The following is a 21,408-nucleotide window of genomic DNA, read 5'->3' on the forward strand; positions in this document are numbered from 1 at the left end:
GCTTCACCACACAGTTCCGGAAAAGGCATCGAGCGGGATCTTCAGATAGCTCCGGCCATTGTCTTCCGGCGCTGGTAGCCGCCCGCCGCGAATATTGACTTGCAGCGCAGGTAGAATGAGCTTCGGCATCGGTAAGGTGCGGTCGCGCGCCTCGCGCAGGTTGACGAAGCTGTCCTCGGTCTTGTCCGCGATATGTGTATTCAAGCGCTTCTGCTCGGCCACCGTGCTTTCCCAACGCGGATGACGGCCGCCCGGCTGGTAGTCGTGGCCGGTGAACACGCGCGTCTCATCCGGTAACTCAAGTATGGTCTGAATGCTCTGCCAGAGCTGCTTTGCATTCCCGCCCGGAAAGTCGGCGCGGGCCGTGCCGCTGTCCGGCATGAACAGCGTGTCATGCACGAAAACAGCATCACCAATCAGATAGGTGATCGAAGCAAGCGTATGGCCCGGCGAGAACAGAACCTGCGCCTCAAGTGCGCCGATCTCGAAAACTTCGCCATCGGTGAACAGGTGATCCCAGAACCGCCCTTCGCTCGCTAGCGTCGGCCAGTTATAGGTCGTCGCCCAAAGTTGCTGCACGTCGCGCACATGCTCGCCGATCGCCATCGGGGCGCCGGTCTTGCCCTGGAGATAAGGCGCGGCGGAGAAATGGTCGGCGTGAGGATGGGTGTCGAGAATCCATTGGACTGTCAAACCCTCATCGGCGACATGGGCCAGGATCGCATCGGCGTTCCACGTCGCGGTGCTGCCCGACTTCTCATCGAAATCGAGCACCGGATCGATGATCGCGCATTTCAACGTAACGGGATCAGAGACGACGTATTGAACGCTGGACGTTCGGGCGTCGAAGAAGCCCCTGACGACGGCCCGCTGCCGCCCGCGCCGCGCAAGCCATTGTTCGGCCATCGTCAAGTTCAAGGCAAACCTTTGACCGAACGGGCCTACGTCCTCGGGCTTCATGCGCCCGTCCAGCACTTCGCCGATCGCGTGGAGCGTTAGCGAGCGCGTGCCACTCCCACAATGGGCGAACACCGGCCCAGGCGCAGCGGCGACCGCCTCCTGAAAGGCGCGCACGTCGGCTTCGGTGATTTGCGGGCCAGCAACGGGAATGAAGCTGTAGTCAAGGCCGGCATCGTCCGCCGCGCTCTTTTCGGCCGCCGAGCCGGGCTGGAGTGCATCTTCGCCATTGGGGCGGTTGTTGATGACGGCCGTGAAGCCGTCGGTCTTGAGCTGCCGGAACGCTTCGGGCGCAGGTTGCCCGGCGACTGCAAGTTTGTCTGAAATCCGAACCGGGTTCATTCTGAGTTCCTTTTTAATATAACGATATAAATAATATAAGAATGTATATTGAAAGCGCAACCCCTTCGTGGCGCCTTCGCCTCTCGTCGCGCGATTAACTGGCTGGATGGACTCCGGTGCTCACATTGGCGCGGCGGCCGGCCTCGCAAATTCGGATCCGGCAGCTTCACGTTGGGAAGCTCGGTCGAGTCAGTAGCCCACCTTAATGAGCAGACCTTCGTCGCACACTCTGGCTAAACACCAGCGCGGAACTCCAATATCCGTGAGAGATCGCGCGTTCGAACGGTTCCCCTCTCAAGAGCGAGTGCGACTGCTCGCTGCCGCAGTGAGAGCTTGGGGGCCGCCGGCAAGGCGTAGCGCTTCGGCGCGCTCGCGGTCACGTTTGGCACCTGCGGCGTAGCGGTCGGGGAATTGCGTATTCGTTGTTCGCGTTTTACCGATCCTAGCGAGCCATCGTCTTTTCTACGCCAGAGCCCGACGCTGCACGCGACAATGCGATTTTTCTCTACGTTGAGCCCCGTTTCGATCATGTTGGCACCGTCGCCAGAGGATAGAGAAGCCGATGAAGTCAGGAGGAAGTTGGCGTAACGCTCTGATCATGGCTACCGGACGACCAGGCACGCGCCGTTGCGACAATCAGTGCGAGTGTTGCCGTCGCACCGTCCGATTCGCCCTTCTCGAAATCTCCGATGGTCTGAGCCATGGCATTTGTCACATGCGCAAGGCAGACGACAGAGCGGCGTCTAGCTGCGGCAAACGCGTACAAAGCTGCCGCTTCCATCTCTACGGCGAGCGCGCCCAGATCCCGCGCCGACACAATCGCGGCTTCGGTTTCCCGATAAGGAGCATCCGTCGTCCATGTCGCACCACGATGGACCACTATGTCGGCGATCCGGGAGAGAGCTTCTTCGACACGTGTGAGCAGTGCTGCGTTGGGCGCTACGGCGAACGTCGCCGGTGGAAGGTAGTGGTAGCTCGTCCCTTCATCGCGCAGCGCGCGGTCAATCAGGACGAAGTATGGCGTGGGTCCGTTGTTGGCGATTTGGCCGGCGGACGTAACGCTAATGAGCAGCCGACAGCCGGACGCGAAGAGCTGTTCAGCAATCAGAACCGCAAAGGAGGCCCCCACCGCGTAGCCGATGATGCCCACCTCGCCGACACCGTCCACGTCGAAGGTGAGAAGCTCGGTGTGGTAGCAGGCCCACCCCTCATGGCCTCGACCGGCACCGGTACGCTTGAGGTGGCGCACGACGTCGCCATCCGGATCGAGCACGCAGACAGGAGGAACCGCGACGAGCGGTAGCCCCTTTTGCCGACGTGCCTCACGGAGCAGGGCTTCCGGCCGGAACACGGAGGGAGCCTTGTGATCCTTGCCTGACACGATCGGCCACGCTGCGTTTGTAAGCCGCTTGTCGCGTGTTTTGTCTTCCATCGGATTTGGCCGAACCGTGCTCACCTCAGGCGACCGCTTCGATCGGCAAGCCGGCGGCCTTCCATTCGGGATAGCCGTCCTCGAGCCGGCGGACGAGATAGCCGCGAGCCCTGAGCGCCGACACCGCCTCGAAGGAGAGAACGCAATATGGGCCGCGGCAATAGGCGATGACCTCCCGGTCTGCCGGAAGCTCGCTCAGGCGACGTTCCAGCTCGGCAAGCGGAATGTTGAGTGCGCCGGGAAGATGTCCGACCGCAAACTCATCCTCCGGCCGGACGTCGAGAACGGTGACAAGGCCGTCATGCAGCCTTGAGACCAGGTCTTCTCGAGACACGGGCTCCAGCGCGTCACGAGCGCGGAAGTAGTCCGCCATAACGCGGTGGACCTCCGCCACGTTTCGCTCGCCGACGCGGCCGAGCGCCTGCATCAAGGCTACCACCTCGGCGTCGCCGGCGAGGCTATAAAGTACATGCTTGCCGCGGCGTTCCGTCTCGACGAGGCGCGCGCGCCGCAAGATCTGTAGGTGTCGCGACGTGTTGGCGAACGTGAGGCTCGCTCTCGCGGAGAGCTCCTCGACACTGCGCGCTCCTTGGGCGAGGTGCTCCAACAACTCAAGCCGGTGCGCGTGACCAAGCGCCTGCGCCACCTCGGCGAGGCTCCCGTAGATCGCCTGTTTCGGTCCAGTGCTTGACACGGCAACTCCTTAGTGGAACATTCAGCAGAATGATTGAATGTTATCCTTTCGCAACGAGGAGCGCAAGCCCATGATCCTCCGTCAATTCCTGCACACCGATCCGATCGGCATCTCCTATCTCTTCGGCTGCGGCGGCAAGGCCGCCGGGGCAGTCGTCGATCCGGTTGGCGACATCCAGTTTTACCTACGCGCGGCCGAAACCGCCGGTATGCGCATTCACTTCGTCATCGACACGCATGTTCACGCCGACCATCGCTCCGTCGGCCGCGCGCTCGCCGAAGCGGCGGGCGCCGCGTATGTCCTCTCAGAGAAGGCGGATGTTGCGTTCCCGTTCAAAGGCGTGCGCGACGAAGAGATTCTCCCGCTTGGCAACGTCGTGGCGACGGTGCTGCACACGCCCGGCCACACGCCGGAGCATATCTGTCTCCTGGTGAGCGACCGGACGCGGGCTGACGAGCCGTGGTTCGTTCTCACCGGCCACACCCTGATGGTCGGCGATCTCGGCCGCACCGAGCTCGCCGTAAGCGCCGACGAAGGCGCAAAGGACCTGTTTCGAAGCATCAGCCGGCTCAAGGCTCTTCCGGACTACATCGAGGTACTCCCCGGAGCCTATGCGGGCTCGGTTTGCGGTCGCCGCTTGAGCAGCAAGCCCTGGTCCACCATCGGCTTCGAGAAGCGCCACAACGAGGCCTTCCGGATCGAGGACGAGGCTGAATTCGTCCACTTCATGCTTGCCGAGATTCCGCAGCCGCCGCCCGAGGCCGCAGTGCTCCGGGCCACCAATTCCGGCCTGGCGGCTGAGGCGGCCTGACCGGTGAGCGAAGCGGCATCAGTTTCACGGCTAGCAGAATCGCCGGTCAAGCTAGGCCTCAAGGAAAACTGGCAGCAGTTCGCATTGCTCGTCCTGATCAATGCCTTCGTCGGCGGCATGGTCGGAATCGAGCGAACGGTCGTGCCGCTGATCGGTGCGGATGAGTTCGGCATCGTCTCGACGACGCTCATCGTTTCCTTCATCGTCAGCTTCGGCGTCATCAAGGCCTTTGCCAATCTCGTCTCTGGCCAGCTCGCCGACGTGTGGGGGCGCAAGCGCGTCCTCGTCCTGGGATGGCTATTCGGCCTCCCGGTCCCGTTCATGATCATCTGGGCGCCGAGCTGGGAATGGGTCATCGCCGCCAATGTGCTTCTGGGCGTCAACCAGGGGCTAGCTTGGTCGATGACGGTGATAATGAAGGTCGACCTCGTCGGGCCGAAGTCGCGTGGCCTCGCCGTTGGCCTCAACGAGTTCGCGGGCTATCTCGCCGTCGGCGTGACGGCATTCCTCACCGGCTATGTCGCCTCGCAATACGGGCTGCGCCCCGTGCCGATCTATCTCGGTATCGGCTATGCAATCGTGGGTACTGTATTGTCGATCCTGCTCGTCCGCGACACGCGCGACCACGTCCGATTGGAGGCCTCGTCCCATTCGCAGCAGTCCGCTCCGATCAGCTTCCGCGAAGTCTTCGCACTGACCTCATTCCGCGATCGCAATCTGTTCGCCGCCTCCCAGGCCGGTCTCGTCAACAACCTCAACGACGGCATGAGCTGGGGCATTTTCCCGCTGTTCTTTGCCTCCTTCGGCCTCGGCGTCGAACGCATCGGCATCCTCAAGGCGATCTATCCCGCGACCTGGGGCATCCTGCAGATCGCCACCGGTCCATTGAGTGACAGATGGGGGCGCAAGGGCCTGATCGTCGCGGGCATGTGGGTCCAGGCCGCCGGCCTGTTCCTCACCGCGGCGACGGCCCGTTTCGAGTGGTGGATCGTCGGTAGCTTGCTGCTCGGCCTTGGCACGGCGATGGTCTATCCCAGCCTGATCGCAGCCGTCTCCGACGCCTCGCATCCAACCTGGCGCGCCCGTTCGCTCAGCGTCTACCGGTTCTGGCGGGATCTCGGATACGCAATCGGCGCCCTCTCAGCGGGCCTCATCGCTGACCGCTTCGGCCTCTCATGGGCGATCACTTCAATCGCAGCGCTGACCTTTCTCTCGGGTGCGCTGTATTGGCGGCTCGGAAAAGACGCCAATTACTCCATCCAACCTCTAAACCCTCCTAGGAGCGCAGTCATGGTCAGGACCAGTGGGGACAAGCAATACATGGAAGCAAATGAGCTACGAGAAAGATTGAAGCGAGGTGAGGAACTGATCCTAATAGACGTAAGATCGACTGCGGAATTCGATTCGGGTCACGTCGATGGCGCGATCAATATTCCAGAAGGCGAGTTGGCTGCGCGAATTGGCGAGATTCCGAGCGACGCCACTATTGTCACTGTCTGTACCTTGGGCGGCGCGCGATCTTGCGGAGCCGCCGAACAGCTTCGGGGCCTTGGCTACAGCAACGCTTTGCCGCTTCGAGGTGGCGCCTGCGGCTGGCAGGAGGATCGGGACCCCGAATGAGTCCGTGGCCACGTAAAGCCGCTGGAGCACCAGAAGAAGGACAGGACCCGTGACAGCCCTCTTCATTTTCAACCATCCGCCTTGCGGTTACAGAGCATTGGTACAATGCGCTTCGGCTCGCGAGCGCACTCATCAAGAAGAATCCGGACGGCCAGATTACGGTCTTTCTGATGGCTGACGCGGTGCTTGCCGCGAAAACCAACCAGAGGACGCCGGACGGCTACTACAACGTCGAGCGCATGCTAAAGCGCGTGCTGACCGGCAAGGGCGACGTCTTGCTGTGCGGCACTTGCATGGACGCCCCGGGCTGACCGAAGCCGAAGTAATGGCGGGCGCGCGGCGCAGTTCCATGGACGATCTTGCAGCAGCAACGATCGCGGCCGACCAGGTACTCGTGTTCTGACCCGATGCCAAGGAGACGACCGCAATGATGGATGGCATGCAAGGCATGGGCTGGGGCATAGGCCTTATTGGTCCGTTCGTCCTGATCCTCCTCGTCCTTGGGATCGCGGCGCTGGTGAAGTACCTCATGTCGGGACGCGGATGAGCATGGTTTCGATCTATCTCGACTACAACGCCAGCACACCGATCGATCCGGCAGTCGCAGCGGCCATGCGTCCATTCCTGGACGAGGCCTTCGGAAATCCAGCCAGCGGGCATTGGGCGAGCACGCCGGCAAAGGCCGCTCTGGAGCAGGCCCGCGCCCAAGTCGCGACGCTACTTGGCTGCGCGCCCGACGAGATCGTGTTCGCGAGCGGCGGCAGCGAGGCCAATAACCTTGCGATCAAGGGGACGTTCTTCGCGCTCCAAAACAAAGGGGAGCACATCATCACGACGGCCGTCGAGCATCCCGCCGTTCTCGCCCCATGCCGGTTTCTTGAGCGGCTCGGCGCGGGCGTGACATATCTGCCCGTCGACGCGACGGGCCGCGTCGATCCCGAGGCCGTTCGTCGCGCCATCACGCCGCGCACTGTCCTGATCAGCGTCATGCATGCCAACAACGAGGTCGGCACGATCCAGCCGATCGAGGAGATCGGCGTCATCGCGCGGGAGCACGGCATCCGCTTCCACATCGACGCAGCCCAATCGGTCGGCAAGGTGCCGACCAGGGTCGACGCGCTTGGCGTCGATCTGCTCACGATCGCCGGCCATAAGCTCTACGCTCCTAAGGGCGTCGGCGCGCTCTATGTTCGCCGCGGCACTACGTTAGAGCCACTTATTCATGGGGCCGGGCATGAGCAGGGTCGCCGCGCGGGCACCGAAAGCGCACTGCTCGCCGTCGGTCTCGGCACGGCCTGTGCCCTGGCGCAGGATCTTGCGCCGATGACCCATGTCCGTGCTCTGCGAGACCGCTTCTGGAAAGCCCTGCAGGACCGGTTCGGCGACCGCGTCGTACTGAACGGCCACGTCGAGTATCGCTTGCCCAATACTCTCAACGTCTCTTTCGTCGGCGTGGCTGGCGCAGAGGTGCTAGCGAGTCTCGATGGGGTTGCGGCATCCACCGGTTCGGCGTGCCACGCTGGCCGCGTCGAACTCTCCCCTGTGCTCGCCGCCATGGGCATCCCGGAGAAGATCGGCATGGGCGCTGTCCGCTTCAGTCTCGGACGCCAAACGACAGATGCGGAAATCGACACAATCATCGCGCTGCTCGGAGGAACTTTCGCTCGATCGGCGTCATGAACCGCCAGTTGAGGCCTTTGCGGTACTCAGGACAAGCACGCCGATTCCACGCCGTGGCTTCTATTTCTCCGATCAGGCCATCATTGGCGTTGCCATTTGTCGGAAGCCGACCACGATCAGATCAAGCCGCCTTGCGCTCGGCGGCGCGATAGAGTCCGTAATCGACCTTGATGAGTAGGCCCTCGTCGCACATCAGGTCAGGTAGCAGCGGGGAATGCCGATGTCCGTAAGGGGCGCCTGCGCGATGTGGCGCTTGGGAAAGGTTCCACACACTGCCACGAAGCGTGCGATCTTGCGGCCGGATTTGCGCGCTCCCACGCGTCTGCTCAGCCAGCGCAACACGACAACTTGGCCACGTCTTTTCCGAACGACAGCGCCGCGAGCTTCAGGCCCTCGACGGTGGTGAGATACGGAAAGATCGTATCCGCGAGGTCGTCGATGGTGAGGCACTGCTTGATCGCGAGCGCTGCGGTTTGAATGCTGTCAGCACCTTCCGGCGCGAGGATATGCGCGCCGAGCAGCCTGCCGCTGCCGGCGTCGGCCACGAGCTTGATGAGGCCGCGTGTGTCGCGGGCGGCGAGCGCGCGCGGCACCTGGTCGAGACCGATCGTCGAAACGCGGACTGCATGCCCGGCCGCGCGCGCCCCGGCCTCGGTGAGGCCCGCGCTCGCCACTTGCGGGTCGGTGAACACGACAGCCGGCATAGCGCTATTGTCGTAGCGCAGGCTATCTCCGTTGAGCGCGTTCTTGGCCGCGAGCTTGGCCCCATAGGCGGCCATATAGACGAACTGGTCGCGGCCGGTGACGTCGCCGGCCGCATAAACGCCGGCCCGGGTCGTGCGCATGCGGTCGTCGACGACGATGCCCCCCTTGGGCGAGACGGCAATGCCGTGCGCGGCGAGCCCGAGTCCTTCGATATTGGGCGTGCGCCCAGTGGTGATCAGCACCTGATCCGCGTGGATCGCACCGTCCTGGCGGTCGCGCGCGACCGTAAGAGCAACCCCATTCTCGGTCTTGCGGATCGCACGATAGGCGATGCCGGAGACGACGGTGATCCCTTCCTCCTCGAAATACCCGGTCAGCGCCGCGCCGATCTCGGGCTCGGCCTCCGGCAGCAGACGGGACCGGCACACGAGCGTCACCTTGACGCCAGCGCGAGCGAACATCTGGGCGAGCTCCGCCCCGATATAGCCGCCGCCGATCACGAGCAGCGACCGTGGCAACTCCTCGAGATCGAGCGCGGTCGTGCTCGTCAGATAAGGCACGGCGTCGATGCCGGGGATGGCGGGAACAGCAGGCCTTGCGCCGGTCGCGACGATGATCTTGCCGGCAGGAATGCGCGTGCCGTCCACCTCGACACCGCCTTCCACGAGGTGCGCAGGGCCTTCACGGTAGGCGATGCCGTTGTAGGCCGGGAGCAGGTCAATGTATTTGGCCTGGCGAAGCTCTGTGACAAGCGAGTTCTTCTGACGAACGGTTCCCCGCCAGTCGGTCAATTCGGCCTGGGCCGTGATGCCGGCGAAGCGTGCTGCTGCGCGCGCATTGTGGAGCGTCTCGGCGGCGCGGATCAGGGTCTTCGACGGCACGCAGCCGATATTGACGCAGGTGCCGCCGATAGTGCCGCTAGCGATGAGCGCCCCTGTGCGCCTTGATCGGCGGCCGTGATCGAGGCCGAAAAGCCGGCCGAGCCGGCGCCGATCACCACGAGATCGTAGGCGCCTCCATTGCGACCGTTCGCGCGGAAGGGACGGTTCGCGACTGTAGTGCTCTTGGATGCCGGATCGACCGACGGTCGTGATGCCGCATCGAGGCCGGCGAGGCTCGGCCCGAAGACCGCCCGACCGGCTTCCAGCGCCTCCTCGATCGAGAGCCGGAATCCCGGTTCATCGGATTGACGCTCGTCACGCCACGCGGTGAGGTGATCATCGGAACAGAAGAAGGACGTTGCCTTGCACAGCGAGTTCGCGGCGCATCCGGCTTCATAGCGGATGCCGAGCCATACGACTGCCGTCCCCGGCTCGACGTCGGCCAGCGCCCGCCCCCGGTCCCGCGTGGCGATCCGGATCGGGGCGCCACAATGGCGGCAGCGCGAGGCTATCGTGATGTCGCGGTCGGTCATGGCGCCGATGCCAAGCGCGTCGACTGCGCACATGGCATTGAGGGGTCGTCCATCCAGCGTGACCCGGTGGCCCGTGTCGCTGTCGCTGAAGGGATAGGCACCGACGATCTTGTCGCCGTCGAGCACGACGAGGTCTCGACGGCGGAGTTCCTCGAGCAGCGGCGGGATGGCCGCCTCGCTCAACCCCGCGCGCTCCGCGAGCAAGCGCATAGTCGGGGCTCGTCCGTGCTCGACGAAGAACTGGAGCACCGTGGCGCGAACCCGATCCGTGGCAGCGTCATAGCCGCTCCAGCGATCAAGTGCATGGTCGGAGCCGGCCATAGCTAGCAGGGCCTTCCTGACTGCAGCGGACGTGACGACCGACCAGTCGGGTAGCGTCACGCCCGGCCGCACGGCATAGCTGGGCAGCGTCGCGGATGCGGAAGCAGCAACCTTGTCCAAGGATGAAGAGGATGCACAGCAATCGTTCATGGCTTTAGGCTTTCCTTGAAGGCTTGCTCTCACACCGGATCGTTGTGCGATGGCGATAGAGGCTCAGGACGAGAACCCCGAGGAAGGCAAAGAGCTGAGGGAGCGCGGTCATGTCCGCTCCTGCAGGCCAGCCCCTAGGCCAAACATCGGCAAAACCACCGCAAGGATCGGCGTGGCGCAGCAGATCGCGGCGACGATCGCGCCCACCGTGCCGTGAAGATGAGGGCGCGGTCGTTCATGTCAGCTACCTTGCTGCTGTGTCGGGCGGGCCGGATAGCCGGCATTCATGCTGGCGGCCGCGATGGCGTCGGGAGTCGTCTTCGCGTCGTCGAAGGTCACGGTCGCGGTCTTGGCCTCGAAGGAGACGGTCACCTTCGCGACGCCGGGGACCGCGGCCATCGAGGTCTTCACGATGTAGGGACACGAGGCGCAGGTCATATTCTCGACAGCGAAAGTGACAGTGCGTTCGGCAGCGAACGCGGCAGGCGCAGTCATAACCGACGCGATCAGGGCGATAGCGCTCAAGGTCTTCTTCATAGGGTGGGGTCTCCTCTTGGTGTTAGGCGCGAAGCAGCAGCGGCGCGACGTAGTCGAAGGCGAAGGCGGCTATGACGAGCGCTGTCGCGATCCAGAGCGCGAGTTGAACAAGACGGCTAGGGATGGCGCGCGCGCAGGCGGCACCATCGGCGCAGGCTCGTCGTGGCTTCCAGTAGACGAGGTAGAAGCCATAACCGAGGACGCCTGCTGTCCCCCCCACGAAGAGCGGCTTATAAGGCGCGAGCGCCGTCAGATTGCCGATCCAGGCACCGCCGATGCCGAGGCTGAACAGCACGAGCGGCACGATGCAGCAGGAGGAGGCGGCGAGCGCGCCGAGAATGCCGCCGACCGCGACCAGACGATGTCGTCCGATCTCACTCCGCTCCGACGCGGGACTGCCTGTTTCGGCCGACGCTGCCCCCGCCGTTCCCGATCGCGCTGCACCCATGTCCGACCTCGCTTTCCTTGCCAAATTCCTCATTGCGCAGTATCATGCGGTCTGTAGCAACTACAGGGTCAAGGGGTTTTTTGCGATGCGCGATCACGCAGGCGTTAAAGGCCTGCACCGGGCTGAGCTCGCCCGGCGGACGGGCAGCAATCTGGAAACGGTGCGCTACTACGAGAAGGTCGGCCTTCTGCCCGAGCCGCCGCGCACAACGGCTGGCTACCGCAGCTACGACACGACGCACGAGCGGCGGCTTCGCTTCGTGCTACGGGCGCGCGAGCTCGGTTTCTCGCTCGACGAGATTCGCGAACTGTTGCGCCTCGTCGATGAGCGCGAACAGCCCTGCGCCGAGGCAAGCGCCGTCGCCGCAGCCCACCTCAACGACGTGCGGGCGAAGATCACCGACCTCAAACGCATGGAGCGGGTGCTGAGGGACGTGGTCGCGCAATGCGCCGACGGCACGCGGCCGGAATGCGCTCTGCTTGAGTCACTCTTCCGTGGGAGTATCGCTCGACAGCCAAACCGGCGGATGTAACGGTGGGTGCCACTCTTTACGAACCCATTAACGTCTATAAGCCGCTGGCGCTGAATATCGGCATTGTGGACGGTCCATTCGAGTATCTGACAGTCGCCGGTATAAGGCTGCCGCTGCCGTTTACGACCCGGATGACTGTGATCTGTCTTGCGAACGGCGACCTCTTTCTTCACTCGCCGATTGCGTTCAATGAAAAGCTAGCAGCGGAGCTACGCGCGCTCGGGACAGTTCGCCACCTCGTCTCGCCTAATCAATTCCACTACGCCCATATTGGGGAATGGGCGAAGGCCTTTCCGGATGCGATCGCTTGGGCATCACCCGGCGCGCGTCAGAGAGCTCGTGCGCGGCATGTGGACGTCAACTTCACAAAAGACCTCGACTCGCACCCACCTGAAGAATGGTGTCGAGATATCGATCAAACCCTTATTCCCGGAGGTATCTTTAAGGAGTTCGCTTTCTTTCACGAACCATCCAGAACGCTCGTCCTCACCGACACAATCATCAATCTCGAACTCGACAAGATCACCCAGCCATGGCGAGCCTTCACGAAGCTCAGCGGCATGTACTATCCGCACGGCCAGATTTTTTCGGCATGCGTTTGCCGCTCCAACTCCAGAAGAAGAAAGCGGAGACGGCGATCAAAAAGATCCAGGCGTGGCGTCCAGAGCGTATTGTGCTCAGCCATGGGCGCTGCTTCGATGAGAACGCTGATGAGGTCATTCGTCGAATATTCAAATGACGATGAACTGGACAATTGGCGCTAGAGCGTGATCCGAGCTGAGTGACTCGGGGGCGATTCCCAAATCAGCAGATCGATGATTCACACTGTCTGCCGGGCGGAGGCCGGCAGACATGTCGAAGGCACTCTCGCTCGATCTCAGGACCCGTGTGCTCGCCGCCATTGGCGGCGGGCTTTCATGCCGCGAGGCCGCGCAGCGGTTCGGCGTGAGCGCCTCCAGCGCGATCCGCTGGCGCGCTTTGGAGCGCCGGCAAGGCGACGCGCGGCCGAAGGCTCTCGGCGGCGACCGGCGCTCAGGCCGCATCGAGGCGCGCGCGGGCTTGATCCTTTCCCTTGTCGAGGAGACGCCAGACATCACCCTCGAGGAGTTGCGCACTGCGCTCGCGGCTCGTGGCGTGGCGGTCGGGTACGGCACGGTGTGGCGCTTCTTTGCCCGGCGGCGGATCACGCGCAAAAAAAGACGGCCCACGCCGCCGAACAGGACAGGCCCGATATCCTGAGACGACGGCAGGAGTGGTTCGACGAGCAGCTCGACCTCGACCCCGCACGGCTCGTCTTCATCGATGAGACCTGGGCCTCGACCAACATGGCTCGGCGTTATGGACGAGCGCCTCGTGGCCAGCGCCTCCGCGCCAGCGTGCCTCACGGCCACTGGAAAACGACGACCTTCGTCGCCGGGCTGCGGCTCACCGGCCTCGTCGCGCCCTTCGTGCTCGACGGCCCGATCAACCGCGAGGCATTCGAGATCTACGTCGAGAAGGTGCTCGTGCCGGAGCTGAGCGCAGGCGACGTGGTCGTCATGGACAACCTGTCGAGCCACAAGGGGCCAAGCGTCCGAGCCTTGATCGAGAGCGCCGGTGCCACTCTGCTGTACCTGCCGCCCTACAGTCCGGACTTCAACCCGATCGAGAACGCCTTCGCCAAGCTCAAGGCGCTTCTGCGCAAGGCCGCCGAGCGCTCCATCGAACGCCTCTGGAACGCGATCGGACGTCTCATCGACACCTTCACCCCGTCCGAATGCGCCAACTACTTCGCCGCCGCCGGGTACGACCCGACCTGATGGGATTCCGCTCTAGGATTGCGCCAGAGATCAGTTCTTCGGGCAATAGCCTAAGCAGCCTGACGTTTGGCTGCGCGGTAGACGCCATAGCCAATCTTTACGAGCAGGCCCTCTTCACACATCCGGGCCAAATAGCAGCGAGGAATGTCCGTCAGTTCACGAGTTCTCACCACGCCGCGTTCGGTGGCCAAGGCGACGGCTCGGTCCCTCAATGAGAGCTTCGGACCGCCCGCAAGGCGCAGCGCTTCTACGCGGTCCCGGTCTCGCTCGCGCATTTTTGGGCGCGCCCCTGGCGCAGCGCGGCGTAGCGGAATCGAGTATTCGTAGTTCGCATCTTCGCCGATCCCGGGTGCGGCGTTCGGCATCGATCCGTCCTATTTATATCCGTCGGCTCGCCCTAGCCCTACCCCGTGCTGAAAGACCTTCCAATCGTCAAGGGCTATCGCTTTCTATTGAGACATCAACTCTCGAGGAGATCGAAATGCACGGTGAACTAGATACCGCGGTCAAGAAAACCATCCGGCGGCAACAGCTTCGCGAGATGGTGCCACTTGCCGATAGCACCATCTATGAAATGGAGCAGCGCGGAGAATTCCCTCGGCGCTTCGCCTTGACCCCACGATGCGTCGTTTGGGATCTGGGCGAGGTCCAAGCATGGCTCGCTGCCCGTCGCTCGAAACCGATTGCCCGCGCCGCAGGCCCCGACGTGAAGCAGCGCCGGGCCCGTCCGGTCAAAGAGCCGGATCGGGCTCCAAGATCGGCATCGAGGGCGGGATGAGCGTGGGGACGTATTTCTTGCCGTCCACCCAGGCATCCACAATGTCCGACCACTCCTGCATCATGTGCCGACGCTGCACCTCATACTCGGCTTTGTTATAGACGCCACGCGACGAGCGTCCGTCCTCGTGCGCCAGGCACTTTTCAATCCAATCGCTGTTAAAGCCGAGTTCGTTCAGCAGAGTGGAACCTGTTCGCCGCAGGTCATGAACCGTAAACGGCTCCAGGGGCAAACCTTCCGCCTTCGCCCGCTCGACGACAGCGTAGGTCACCCGGTTGAAGGTCGCGCGCGACATCGGAGCATCCGCATCGTACCGTGATGGCAGAAGGTATCTCGAATTGCCTGCGCAGGTCTTCAGGGCGATCATGATGTCGAGCACCTGGCGCGACAGGTAGACGTTATGCGCCTTCGAGCGCTTCATTCGTTCCTTCGGGATCGTCCAGACCGCATTCTCGAAGTCGACTTCGTCCCACACCGCGTCCTGCAGCTCGCTCTTGCGCACCATCGTGAGCAAGTAGAGCCGCATTCCCAAGCGGATCGTCGGAAGCGTGGCGATGTGCTCGAGCTGCTTCAGCATCACTCGAATTTCGGAAGGCGAAAGCGACCGGTCCTTCGGCACGAAGGTGGCGATCGACGCCGGTCCCACTTCGTCAGCGGGGTTGCTGACTTTCTCACCGTGCAGGATCGCGAATCCGTAGATCTGCTTCAGGATGTCTCTCACGTGGATGGCTGTTGCCGGAGCGCCGCGTTCAACGATGTTGCCGCAGTGGGCTCTAAGGTCATCGGGCGTGATCTCCGTGAGGAGACGATTGCGCCAGACCGGCAGAAGCTCTCGCTCGAAGATGGAACGCCGCATGGCCCGCGTGCTATCAGCCATCGGCGCCGCTGTGAGCCACTTTTCCCCGAATTCGCCAAAACTCTTCGCTTCTTTCAGGCGGCGCTTCTCGCGCTGCTTCTCTATCGCCGGCGAACGACCCTCGCTCACGGCCCGCCGCGCGTCGATGCATTTCTCTCGGGCGCGCGCCAACGAAAGCCCGTCGGGCGCATACTTGCCCAGCAGCACCGTCTCTCGGCGACCATTCAGGCGGTAGTCCAACCGGAAGGTGACGTTACCGCCTGGAGAAACATGCGCGTACATTCCGTCGCGATCAGTTATTTTGTAGGCTTTATCCTTTGGTTTCAATGCCTTGAGTGCAACGTCGGTAAGCATCAGGCGCCTCCTTTCAAAAATACCGTCAGGTGTTTCTGGGGTGCCGTCCGCACCTTTTCGCTAATTCTTTCAATTGATTAGACGAAAAATAATACCGTCAGGCACCAGTTGAGCCTGACGGTATTCGCGTTTTAGCGCCTGCGCAAGATGTGGGCATACCGTCAGGCGGCCCGTCACGCGCAATCCCTGCCCCCCGATAGCCATCGAAAGCTATAGGACGAAAAATTATTTTTATTCAGTGTGTTACGTCGTATCTTGGCGTGGTTTCGGTTACGTCCGGATGGGCCAAAATCATTCCCACTCAATTGTCCCCGGCGGCTTCGACGTCACGTCGTAGACCACGCGGTTGACGCCCTTGACCTCGTTGATGATGCGGGTCGCGGTTTCGCCAAGGAATTTCATGTCGAACGGATAGAAGTCGGCGGTCATGCCGTCTGTCGATGTCACCGCGCGCAGGCCGACAACGAAGTCATATGTACGACCGTCGCCCATCACGCCGACGGTCTTTACCGGCAGCAGCACGGCGAACGCCTGCCAGATGGTGTCGTAAAGACCCGCCTTGCGGATCTGGTCAATGTAGACCGCGTCGGCCTCGCGCAGGATGTCGAGCTTCTCGCGGGTGATCTCGCCCGGACAGCGGATCGCGAGACCCGGTCCCGGAAACGGATGCCGGCCGACGAACACATCCGGGAGGCCGAGTTCGCGGCCGAGCGCGCGCACTTCGTCCTTGAACAGTTCGCGCAGCGGCTCGACCAGCTTCATGTTCATGCGCGCGGGCAAGCCGCCGACATTGTGATGCGACTTGATCGTCACCGACGGACCGCCGGTGAACGACACGCTTTCGATTACGTCGGGATAGAGCGTGCCCTGTGCGAGAAAATCCGCGCCGCCGATTTTCTTCGCTTCCGCATCGAACACGTCGATGAACAAACGCCCGATGGTCTTGCGCTTCACTTCCGGATCGGTAACGCCGTCGAGCTCGCCGAGGAATGTCTTTGAGGCGTCAACGTGAACCAGCGGAATGTTGTAGTGATGCCGGAACAGATCGACGACGGTCTTGGCCTCGTCCTTGCGCAGCATGCCGTGATCGACAAACACGCAGGTGAGCTGATCACCGATGGCCTCGTGAATCAGGATCGCGGCCACGGATGAATCGACGCCGCCCGACAGGCCGCAGATCACCTTGCCCTTGCCGATCTGCGCGCGGATCTTCTCGATCGCTTCCTCGCGGAAGGCGCGCATGGTCCAGTCGCCTTTCAGCCCTGCGACCTTGCGCACGAAATTCTTGATCAGCTTCGCGCCATCCGGCGTATGCACCACCTCGGGGTGAAACTGCATGGCGTAGAACTTGCGCTTGTCGTCGGCGATCACCGAGATCGGCGAACCCGGCGCCTTGGCCACGCCGCGGAAACCGTCCGGCAGCTTGGTGACGCGGTCACCGTGGCTCATCCAGACGTAATGCTTTTCGCCGATTTTCCAGACATCGTCGAACAGCGCGCAGTTATCGGTGACCTCGATCAGTGCGCGGCCGAACTCGCGGTGATGACCGGCCTCGACCGTGCCGCCGAGCTGCTGCGCCATGGTCTGTTCGCCGTAGCAGATACCGAGCACCGGCACGCCAGCGGTGAGGATCGACATCGGCGCGGACGGCGCATCCTGATCGAGCACGGAGGCCGGGCCGCCGGAGAGAATCACGGCCTTGGGCTGCATCGCCTTGAAGGCCGCTTCGGCCTTCTGGAACGGCACGATCTCGGAGTAGACACCCTCCTCGCGGACACGCCGCGCGATCAGCTGCGTCACCTGGGAGCCGAAATCGACGATGAGAATCTTTTCGTGAGCGGCCGCCACATCGGGCGTCGCTGGAGCGGTCTGGCTGTGTGCTGTCATGGAGAGGAAATACGCGACAGGGGACGGAGTCGCAACCCCGGATCGCCTGCAAAACCGGGCTTATCGGCAGGTTTTGGGGCGGCAAGCCACGTCCCTCAACCTCGTCGTCCCGGCGAAGGCCGGGACCCATAACCACCAGATTCTCAATTGAGCAGAATGGTTGGACTTTCACGTGCAAAAGCACTGACAGGGATGATGGGTCCCGGCCTTCGCCGGGACGACATGAAATCTTCTATCTAGCCCCGCCTGAGAACCGACACAAAGAACCCGTCCGTCCCGGTCCGGCGCGGGGTCATCAACAGCCCTTCCGGCGATTGCAGCGTGGCGGCGGTGAAGTCATCAGCCTTGTCCCACAACACCGATGCGACCTGTGTCGGCGGAACCACCGTGTAGTCCGGATGGCGGTTCGTGAAACCGCGCACCTGCTCGTTGTTCTCCTGCGGCAGGACAGAACAGGTGATGTAGGCGATCCGTCCGCCGGGCTTCACCAGACCAGCCGCGCGATCCAGCACGGCGATCTGATCCTTGGTGCGAACCTCCAGCGCGCCGGGGCGCATGCGCCATTTGGCATCCGGATTACGCCGCCACGTTCCGGTGCCGGTACATGGCGCGTCGATCACCACGAGATCGGCCGACGCCTTGATGTCGGAGAGCGTATCGTCCGGGCCTCTCGGCGTGCGCACGTCAGCATTGTGAATGCCCGCGCGCGACAGCCGCTCGTGAATCGGCGCAAGCTGACGCTTGTCATGATCCGTCGCGACAAGCCGACCCTTGCCCTGCATCATCGCGGCAAGGGCCAGCGTTTTTCCGCCTGCCCCTGCGCACATGTCGATGACCTGCTCGCCGGGCTTCGCGCCGGTCAGGAATGCGGCCAGTTGCGAACCTTCGTCCTGCACCTCGACGCCGCCCTTGATGAAAGCCTCCTCGGAGTGAATCCCAGGATTGCGCGCGTCCGCCCCGAGATCGATCCGCAATCCCCACGGCGACCACGGCGTCGCCTTCGCGCCAAGATGCTTCATCGAAGCGAGCACCTTCTCGTGCTTTGCCTTCAGCGTGTTGACGCGCAGGTCGAGCGGCGCGCGGCTGGCCATCGCGACCGCTTCCTCCGCCCGCGCATCGCCGAACACAGCGGCAAGCTGGGGGTCGAGCCATTCCGGATAATCTCCGGCAATGTGCGCTGGCGCATCCTTCAGGCTGCGCGAGGTGAACGCGGCGCGCTCAAGGTCCGTCAACGGCTCAGGCGCGAAGCGTCCGCCGTCGCACAACGCCGCGACGGCATCGACGTCCAGCCCGCGCTCCAGCTTGAGCATGCCAAGCAACCGCGCGCGCGGCGTGCCGGCATCCATCAGCCACGCTGACGAATCCCTGCGGCGCAGCACATCGAACACCAGCCCCGCGATGGCGGCACGATCGCCGGAACCCGCGAAGCGGTGCGCAGTGCCCCACTCCTTCAGCGCATTCGGCGCCGGGATACGCTGCGCATCGATGGCGCCCAAAATCTCAATGGCTGCGGACAGCCGCGCGGCAGGCGTCATGATGATCTTTCAGAATTGAAGGTGTCAGATCGCGAGCAGTATCTTGAGCGCGAAATAGACCCACATGATGAGAAGGACAAGCGCGCCGGCGGCGAAAGCCGAGAAGCGTGCCTTCAGGTTGTTCGAGGTGGCGTAGATGCCGGCATGAATGTAGCGCGTCACCACAAACACCCACGACAGCAGCACAGTGATGAGATCGGCCTGCCGCAGCGGCAGCGCAATGGCGATCAGTGCGAAAAACAGCACCGGCAATTCGAACTGGTTGGAATAGGCATTGCTGACCTGGGCTGTCTTGGTGGGCCACGCTTTCTGGCCGACGGCGATCTCCGATACCCGGACTTCACGGTTCTTGATCGCACCCGTGCGGACCGTAAACATCCTGAACATCAGGATGAAGGACAGCAGAACCAGCATGAAGACCGGCAACAGAACCATTTGAAGTGACATAAAAAATCCCCCGGATGCGCATGCAATCTCCTCGCTATAGCCGCCCCCTCCCGCCCTGACAATTGTCTCGACGGTCTGTGAACCGGCTCACAGACAGAAACGACCAATACCCAGAAGGTTCCGTCGCAAAGGTCGACGGAGCCGTACTCGGGTGCTGAGATGCTCTACGTTCTCGCTATTCTCGCTGGGTTTGCAGGCGCGTTCGGCGGCTGGGTGGTCGGCCTTGTGGCCGCAACCGCAGCCGGAATTGGCGCCACCTCCACCGACAACGTGACGGCGCTCTTTGTCATTGGCCCGCTGGCCGCGATGGCCGGGTTCATCACCGCGGTTGTACTCACGCTCATAATCAAGGGCGATGTCCGGACGTTCCGTGGCGTCGCCATCCGTAGCCTTGGCGTCGTCCTGATGATCGGCGCACTGGCCGCGGGCGCTTACAGTCTGCGTGCCGCCGCGTTCAAGCATCTTGGATTAATGGCCCAGGCGCCCGCCGTGGAATTTGAAATCCGGCTGCCGCGGACGGCGGCGAACGCCGACCTGAAGCGCGAAGCGCAGGTCGAACTGCTCACCGACCAGAACCAGACGCTTGCGCGGATCGATGACGCCCTCCGTGCGACCGACGACGGGCGCGCAGTGTTGCGCGGCTCCGTTCCGCTGAAATTCCGCACCGCAGACAGAATAGTCATCCTTAGCCTGCCCGGCCAGGCGCCGCGCGCCTTCAAGCTGCGGCTGCCGCCCAATCCGAGCCCGTCGGATGACTTCGGGCCGTGGCACATGGTCGATCGTGTGGTTGCGGGTGGACGCATCGAGATTGCGCGCGGCTTGCCCGACGACAGCTTCGCCATCCGTTACCGCGTGCTGTGAGGCACCGGCCTAGAGATTTTCATCACCGAACCATTTTTAACAGCACGTATTTCATCACGTAACAATTTTCCCTTTGTTTCCTTCACCTGCCCTGCACGGACAGGTGAAGGAAAGCCGGGCTCTCAGATCTTGTCGGGTCCGACGCGCACGAGCTGCTTGCCGAAGTTGGCGCCTTTGAGCAGGCCCATGAACGCTGCAGGCGCGCTATCGATGCCCTCGGTCACGAATTCGCGGTGCTTGAGCTTCCCTTCGCGCAGCCACTGCGGCATGTCGCGGATGAAGTCCGGATACATCGCAGCAAAGTCGCGAACGATGAAGCCACGGAAATTCAGCCGCTTGACCAGAATGGCGCGCATGATCGAGTTGGCCCATTTCGGAGTGGGCGTATCCTTGCCGAAGATGGTGTTGTAGTCGGCGATCAGACCGCACACCGGAATGCGCGCGAAATCGTTGAGGCGCGGAAACACCGCTTCGAACACCTTGCCGCCGACGTTCTCGAAATAGACGTCGATACCTTTCGGGCAAGCCTCCTTGAGCTTCGCTGCAAGGTCTGGATCGCGATGGTCGAGACACTCGTCAAAGCCGAGCTCGTTCTTGACGTAATCGCACTTCTCCTTGCCGCCCGCGATGCCGACCGCGCGCGCGCCCTTGATCTTCGCAATCTGCCCGACTGCCGAACCCACCGCGCCGGACGCCGCCGCCACCACGACGGTCTCGCCGGCCTTCGGCTTGCCGATCTCAAGCAGGCCCGTATAGGCCGTCATGCCCGGCATGCCGAGCACGCCGACGGCCGTTGAAATCGGTGCGATCTTCGGATCGACCTTGCGCAATCCCTTGCCGTCCGACAGCGCATATTGCTGCCAGCCGGTATGCGCGAGAACGAAGTCGCCCTTTGCAAAACCCGGGTTGTTGGAAGCCACGACCTCGCAAACCGTACCGCCTTCCATCACGCCGCCGATCGGCACCGGCGCGGAGTATGACGGACCGTCATCCATGCGCCCGCGCATGTAAGGGTCGAGCGACAGCCAGATCGTGCGCAGCAGGAGCTGCCCCTCACCAGGCGTCGGCACGGCATAGTCTTCAAGACGAAAATCGCTTGGCTTCGGTTCACCGACCGGACGGGCGGCGAGAACGATACGCTTGGCTGACTGGGACATGGTGTTTCCTCGGTTTCTTTATGAGCGTGAACGCTATTTAGCCGAGAGAACAGCGCATGGCCATGTGCACCGATGCGCGAAGGACGGCATG

Annotated in this window: 20 protein-coding genes and 3 pseudogenes; 11 read left to right on the plus strand and 12 right to left on the minus strand. The window is 62.8% G+C overall.

Features of this window, described 5'->3' with window-relative positions; genetic code table 11:
* Positions 1-3: 3 nt before the first annotated feature.
* The 3 genes from blh to BN32_RS07615 all read right to left on the minus strand — a co-directional run bounded on the left by blh (position 4) and on the right by BN32_RS07615 (position 3,425).
* Complete coding sequence (blh, locus tag BN32_RS07605; RefSeq protein WP_019197547.1) at positions 4-1,299, minus strand: bifunctional sulfur transferase/dioxygenase Blh; 1,296 nt, start codon at positions 1,297-1,299, stop codon at positions 4-6.
* A gap of 568 nt (positions 1,300-1,867) precedes the next feature.
* Positions 1,868-2,731, minus strand: coding sequence for a nucleoside phosphorylase (locus BN32_RS07610; RefSeq protein WP_019197548.1), 864 nt, complete (start codon positions 2,729-2,731; stop codon positions 1,868-1,870).
* Positions 2,732-2,756: 25 nt separating this feature from the next.
* A complete protein-coding gene (locus BN32_RS07615) occupies positions 2,757-3,425 on the minus strand; it encodes an ArsR/SmtB family transcription factor (protein ID WP_040425560.1) in 669 nt (222 codons plus the stop codon).
* Between the two features lie 70 nt (positions 3,426-3,495).
* Between BN32_RS07615 and BN32_RS07620 the strand changes: the two genes are divergently transcribed.
* The 5 genes and pseudogenes from BN32_RS07620 (at position 3,496) to BN32_RS07635 (ending at position 7,536) form a co-directional block, all read left to right on the plus strand.
* The gene (locus BN32_RS07620; protein WP_040426115.1) at positions 3,496-4,236 is read left to right on the plus strand and encodes an MBL fold metallo-hydrolase; all 741 of its coding nucleotides are present in this window, start codon (positions 3,496-3,498) and stop codon (positions 4,234-4,236) included.
* A 3-nt stretch (positions 4,237-4,239) separates the two neighbouring features.
* A pseudogene (locus BN32_RS07625) lies at positions 4,240-5,460 on the plus strand (MFS transporter); the annotation flags it as partial.
* A gap of 114 nt (positions 5,461-5,574) precedes the next feature.
* Positions 5,575-5,856, plus strand: a pseudogene (locus BN32_RS28125) (rhodanese-like domain-containing protein); the annotation flags it as partial.
* A gap of 131 nt (positions 5,857-5,987) precedes the next feature.
* On the plus strand, positions 5,988-6,167 hold the full coding sequence (locus tag BN32_RS07630; RefSeq protein WP_244438159.1) for a DsrE family protein: 180 nt from the start codon (positions 5,988-5,990) through the stop codon (positions 6,165-6,167).
* Between the two features lie 232 nt (positions 6,168-6,399).
* Positions 6,400-7,536: a cysteine desulfurase family protein gene (locus BN32_RS07635; RefSeq protein ID WP_019197554.1), complete on the plus strand. Its 1,137-nt coding sequence runs from the start codon at positions 6,400-6,402 to the stop codon at positions 7,534-7,536.
* A gap of 326 nt (positions 7,537-7,862) precedes the next feature.
* Here the strand turns inward: BN32_RS07635 and merBA are convergent.
* Positions 7,863-10,126: pseudogene (merBA, locus tag BN32_RS07640) on the minus strand (bifunctional organomercurial lyase/mercury(II) reductase MerBA).
* Positions 10,127-10,175: 49 nt separating this feature from the next.
* Between merBA and BN32_RS26745 the strand changes: the two are divergent.
* The gene (locus BN32_RS26745) at positions 10,176-10,343 is read left to right on the plus strand and encodes a hypothetical protein (protein ID WP_019197557.1); all 168 of its coding nucleotides are present in this window, start codon (positions 10,176-10,178) and stop codon (positions 10,341-10,343) included.
* A gap of 23 nt (positions 10,344-10,366) precedes the next feature.
* Here BN32_RS26745 and BN32_RS07645 read toward each other — a convergent pair whose 3' ends face one another.
* Both BN32_RS07645 and BN32_RS07650 read right to left on the minus strand, forming a co-directional pair.
* Positions 10,367-10,663 carry a heavy-metal-associated domain-containing protein gene (locus BN32_RS07645; RefSeq protein ID WP_019197558.1) on the minus strand — a complete coding sequence of 99 codons (297 nt, stop codon included), beginning with the start codon at positions 10,661-10,663 and terminating at the stop codon, positions 10,367-10,369.
* Between the two features lie 22 nt (positions 10,664-10,685).
* Positions 10,686-11,111, minus strand: coding sequence for a mercuric transporter MerT family protein (locus BN32_RS07650; RefSeq protein ID WP_019197559.1), 426 nt, complete (start codon positions 11,109-11,111; stop codon positions 10,686-10,688).
* A gap of 85 nt (positions 11,112-11,196) precedes the next feature.
* On the opposite strand from BN32_RS07650, the gene BN32_RS07655 reads away from it, so the two are divergent.
* The 3 genes from BN32_RS07655 to BN32_RS26050 all read left to right on the plus strand — a co-directional run bounded on the left by BN32_RS07655 (position 11,197) and on the right by BN32_RS26050 (position 13,442).
* Positions 11,197-11,643, plus strand: a complete 447-nt coding sequence (locus BN32_RS07655; RefSeq protein WP_040426118.1) for a MerR family transcriptional regulator — start codon at positions 11,197-11,199, stop codon at positions 11,641-11,643.
* Between the two features lie 2 nt (positions 11,644-11,645).
* The gene (locus BN32_RS07660) at positions 11,646-12,407 is read left to right on the plus strand and encodes a DUF4336 domain-containing protein (protein WP_244438106.1); all 762 of its coding nucleotides are present in this window, start codon (positions 11,646-11,648) and stop codon (positions 12,405-12,407) included.
* A gap of 88 nt (positions 12,408-12,495) precedes the next feature.
* Positions 12,496-13,442 (plus strand): IS630 family transposase gene (locus BN32_RS26050; RefSeq protein WP_430641896.1). Its coding sequence is split into 2 segments (ribosomal slippage): positions 12,496-12,828 and positions 12,831-13,442, totalling 945 coding nucleotides; the frame shifts between segments, so codons are not numbered across the junction.
* Positions 13,443-13,492: 50 nt separating this feature from the next.
* On the opposite strand, the gene BN32_RS07675 is transcribed toward BN32_RS26050, so the two are convergent.
* The gene (locus BN32_RS07675; protein WP_019197564.1) at positions 13,493-13,807 is read right to left on the minus strand and encodes a type IV toxin-antitoxin system AbiEi family antitoxin domain-containing protein; all 315 of its coding nucleotides are present in this window, start codon (positions 13,805-13,807) and stop codon (positions 13,493-13,495) included.
* Positions 13,808-13,923: 116 nt separating this feature from the next.
* On the opposite strand from BN32_RS07675, the gene BN32_RS26055 reads away from it, so the two are divergent.
* Positions 13,924-14,220 carry a helix-turn-helix transcriptional regulator gene (locus tag BN32_RS26055; protein WP_019197565.1) on the plus strand — a complete coding sequence of 99 codons (297 nt, stop codon included), beginning with the start codon at positions 13,924-13,926 and terminating at the stop codon, positions 14,218-14,220.
* Here the strand turns inward: BN32_RS26055 and BN32_RS07680 are convergent.
* The 4 genes from BN32_RS07680 to BN32_RS07695 form a co-directional block, all read right to left on the minus strand.
* Positions 14,174-15,430 (minus strand): tyrosine-type recombinase/integrase, encoded by a 1,257-nt coding sequence (locus BN32_RS07680; protein WP_019197566.1) that lies wholly within the window; start codon positions 15,428-15,430, stop codon positions 14,174-14,176. The two genes, BN32_RS26055 and BN32_RS07680, sit on opposite strands and share 47 nt — an antisense overlap.
* Positions 15,431-15,721: 291 nt before the next feature.
* Positions 15,722-17,317, minus strand: a complete 1,596-nt coding sequence (gene guaA, locus BN32_RS07685) for a glutamine-hydrolyzing GMP synthase (protein WP_019197567.1) — start codon at positions 17,315-17,317, stop codon at positions 15,722-15,724.
* Between the two features lie 236 nt (positions 17,318-17,553).
* Positions 17,554-18,852, minus strand: a complete 1,299-nt coding sequence (locus BN32_RS07690) for an RsmB/NOP family class I SAM-dependent RNA methyltransferase (RefSeq protein WP_019197569.1) — start codon at positions 18,850-18,852, stop codon at positions 17,554-17,556.
* Positions 18,853-18,876: 24 nt separating this feature from the next.
* A complete protein-coding gene (locus BN32_RS07695) occupies positions 18,877-19,299 on the minus strand; it encodes an MAPEG family protein (protein ID WP_244438107.1) in 423 nt (140 codons plus the stop codon).
* 159 nt (positions 19,300-19,458) lie between these two features.
* Between BN32_RS07695 and BN32_RS07700 the strand changes: the two genes are divergently transcribed.
* Positions 19,459-20,160, plus strand: a complete 702-nt coding sequence (locus BN32_RS07700) for a hypothetical protein (RefSeq protein ID WP_019197571.1) — start codon at positions 19,459-19,461, stop codon at positions 20,158-20,160.
* Between the two features lie 122 nt (positions 20,161-20,282).
* On the opposite strand, the gene BN32_RS07705 is transcribed toward BN32_RS07700, so the two are convergent.
* Positions 20,283-21,317, minus strand: a complete 1,035-nt coding sequence (locus tag BN32_RS07705; RefSeq protein ID WP_019197572.1) for an NADP-dependent oxidoreductase — start codon at positions 21,315-21,317, stop codon at positions 20,283-20,285.
* Between the last annotated feature and the right edge of the window lie 91 nt (positions 21,318-21,408).

It is taken from the genome of Afipia birgiae 34632, from assembly GCF_000308295.2.
In the GTDB taxonomy this organism is placed as follows: Bacteria; Pseudomonadota; Alphaproteobacteria; order Rhizobiales; family Xanthobacteraceae; genus Afipia; species Afipia birgiae.

Coding starts and splice junctions, on each gene's coding strand:
- blh (WP_019197547.1), bottom strand. CDS start 1,299: ATGAACCCGGTTCGGATTTCAGACAAACTTGCAGTCGCCGGGCAACCT.
- BN32_RS07610 (WP_019197548.1), bottom strand. CDS start 2,731: ATGGAAGACAAAACACGCGACAAGCGGCTTACAAACGCAGCGTGGCCG.
- BN32_RS07620 (WP_040426115.1), top strand. CDS start 3,496: ATGATCCTCCGTCAATTCCTGCACACCGATCCGATCGGCATCTCCTAT.
- BN32_RS07635 (WP_019197554.1), top strand. CDS start 6,400: ATGAGCATGGTTTCGATCTATCTCGACTACAACGCCAGCACACCGATC.
- BN32_RS26745 (WP_019197557.1), top strand. CDS start 10,176: ATGGCGATAGAGGCTCAGGACGAGAACCCCGAGGAAGGCAAAGAGCTG.
- BN32_RS07645 (WP_019197558.1), bottom strand. CDS start 10,663: ATGAAGAAGACCTTGAGCGCTATCGCCCTGATCGCGTCGGTTATGACT.
- BN32_RS07650 (WP_019197559.1), bottom strand. CDS start 11,111: ATGGGTGCAGCGCGATCGGGAACGGCGGGGGCAGCGTCGGCCGAAACA.
- BN32_RS07655 (WP_040426118.1), top strand. CDS start 11,197: ATGCGCGATCACGCAGGCGTTAAAGGCCTGCACCGGGCTGAGCTCGCC.
- BN32_RS07675 (WP_019197564.1), bottom strand. CDS start 13,807: ATGCCGAACGCCGCACCCGGGATCGGCGAAGATGCGAACTACGAATAC.
- BN32_RS26055 (WP_019197565.1), top strand. CDS start 13,924: ATGCACGGTGAACTAGATACCGCGGTCAAGAAAACCATCCGGCGGCAA.
- BN32_RS07680 (WP_019197566.1), bottom strand. CDS start 15,430: ATGCTTACCGACGTTGCACTCAAGGCATTGAAACCAAAGGATAAAGCC.
- guaA (WP_019197567.1), bottom strand. CDS start 17,317: ATGACAGCACACAGCCAGACCGCTCCAGCGACGCCCGATGTGGCGGCC.
- BN32_RS07690 (WP_019197569.1), bottom strand. CDS start 18,852: ATGACGCCTGCCGCGCGGCTGTCCGCAGCCATTGAGATTTTGGGCGCC.
- BN32_RS07695 (WP_244438107.1), bottom strand. CDS start 19,299: ATGTCACTTCAAATGGTTCTGTTGCCGGTCTTCATGCTGGTTCTGCTG.
- BN32_RS07700 (WP_019197571.1), top strand. CDS start 19,459: ATGCTCTACGTTCTCGCTATTCTCGCTGGGTTTGCAGGCGCGTTCGGC.
- BN32_RS07705 (WP_019197572.1), bottom strand. CDS start 21,317: ATGTCCCAGTCAGCCAAGCGTATCGTTCTCGCCGCCCGTCCGGTCGGT.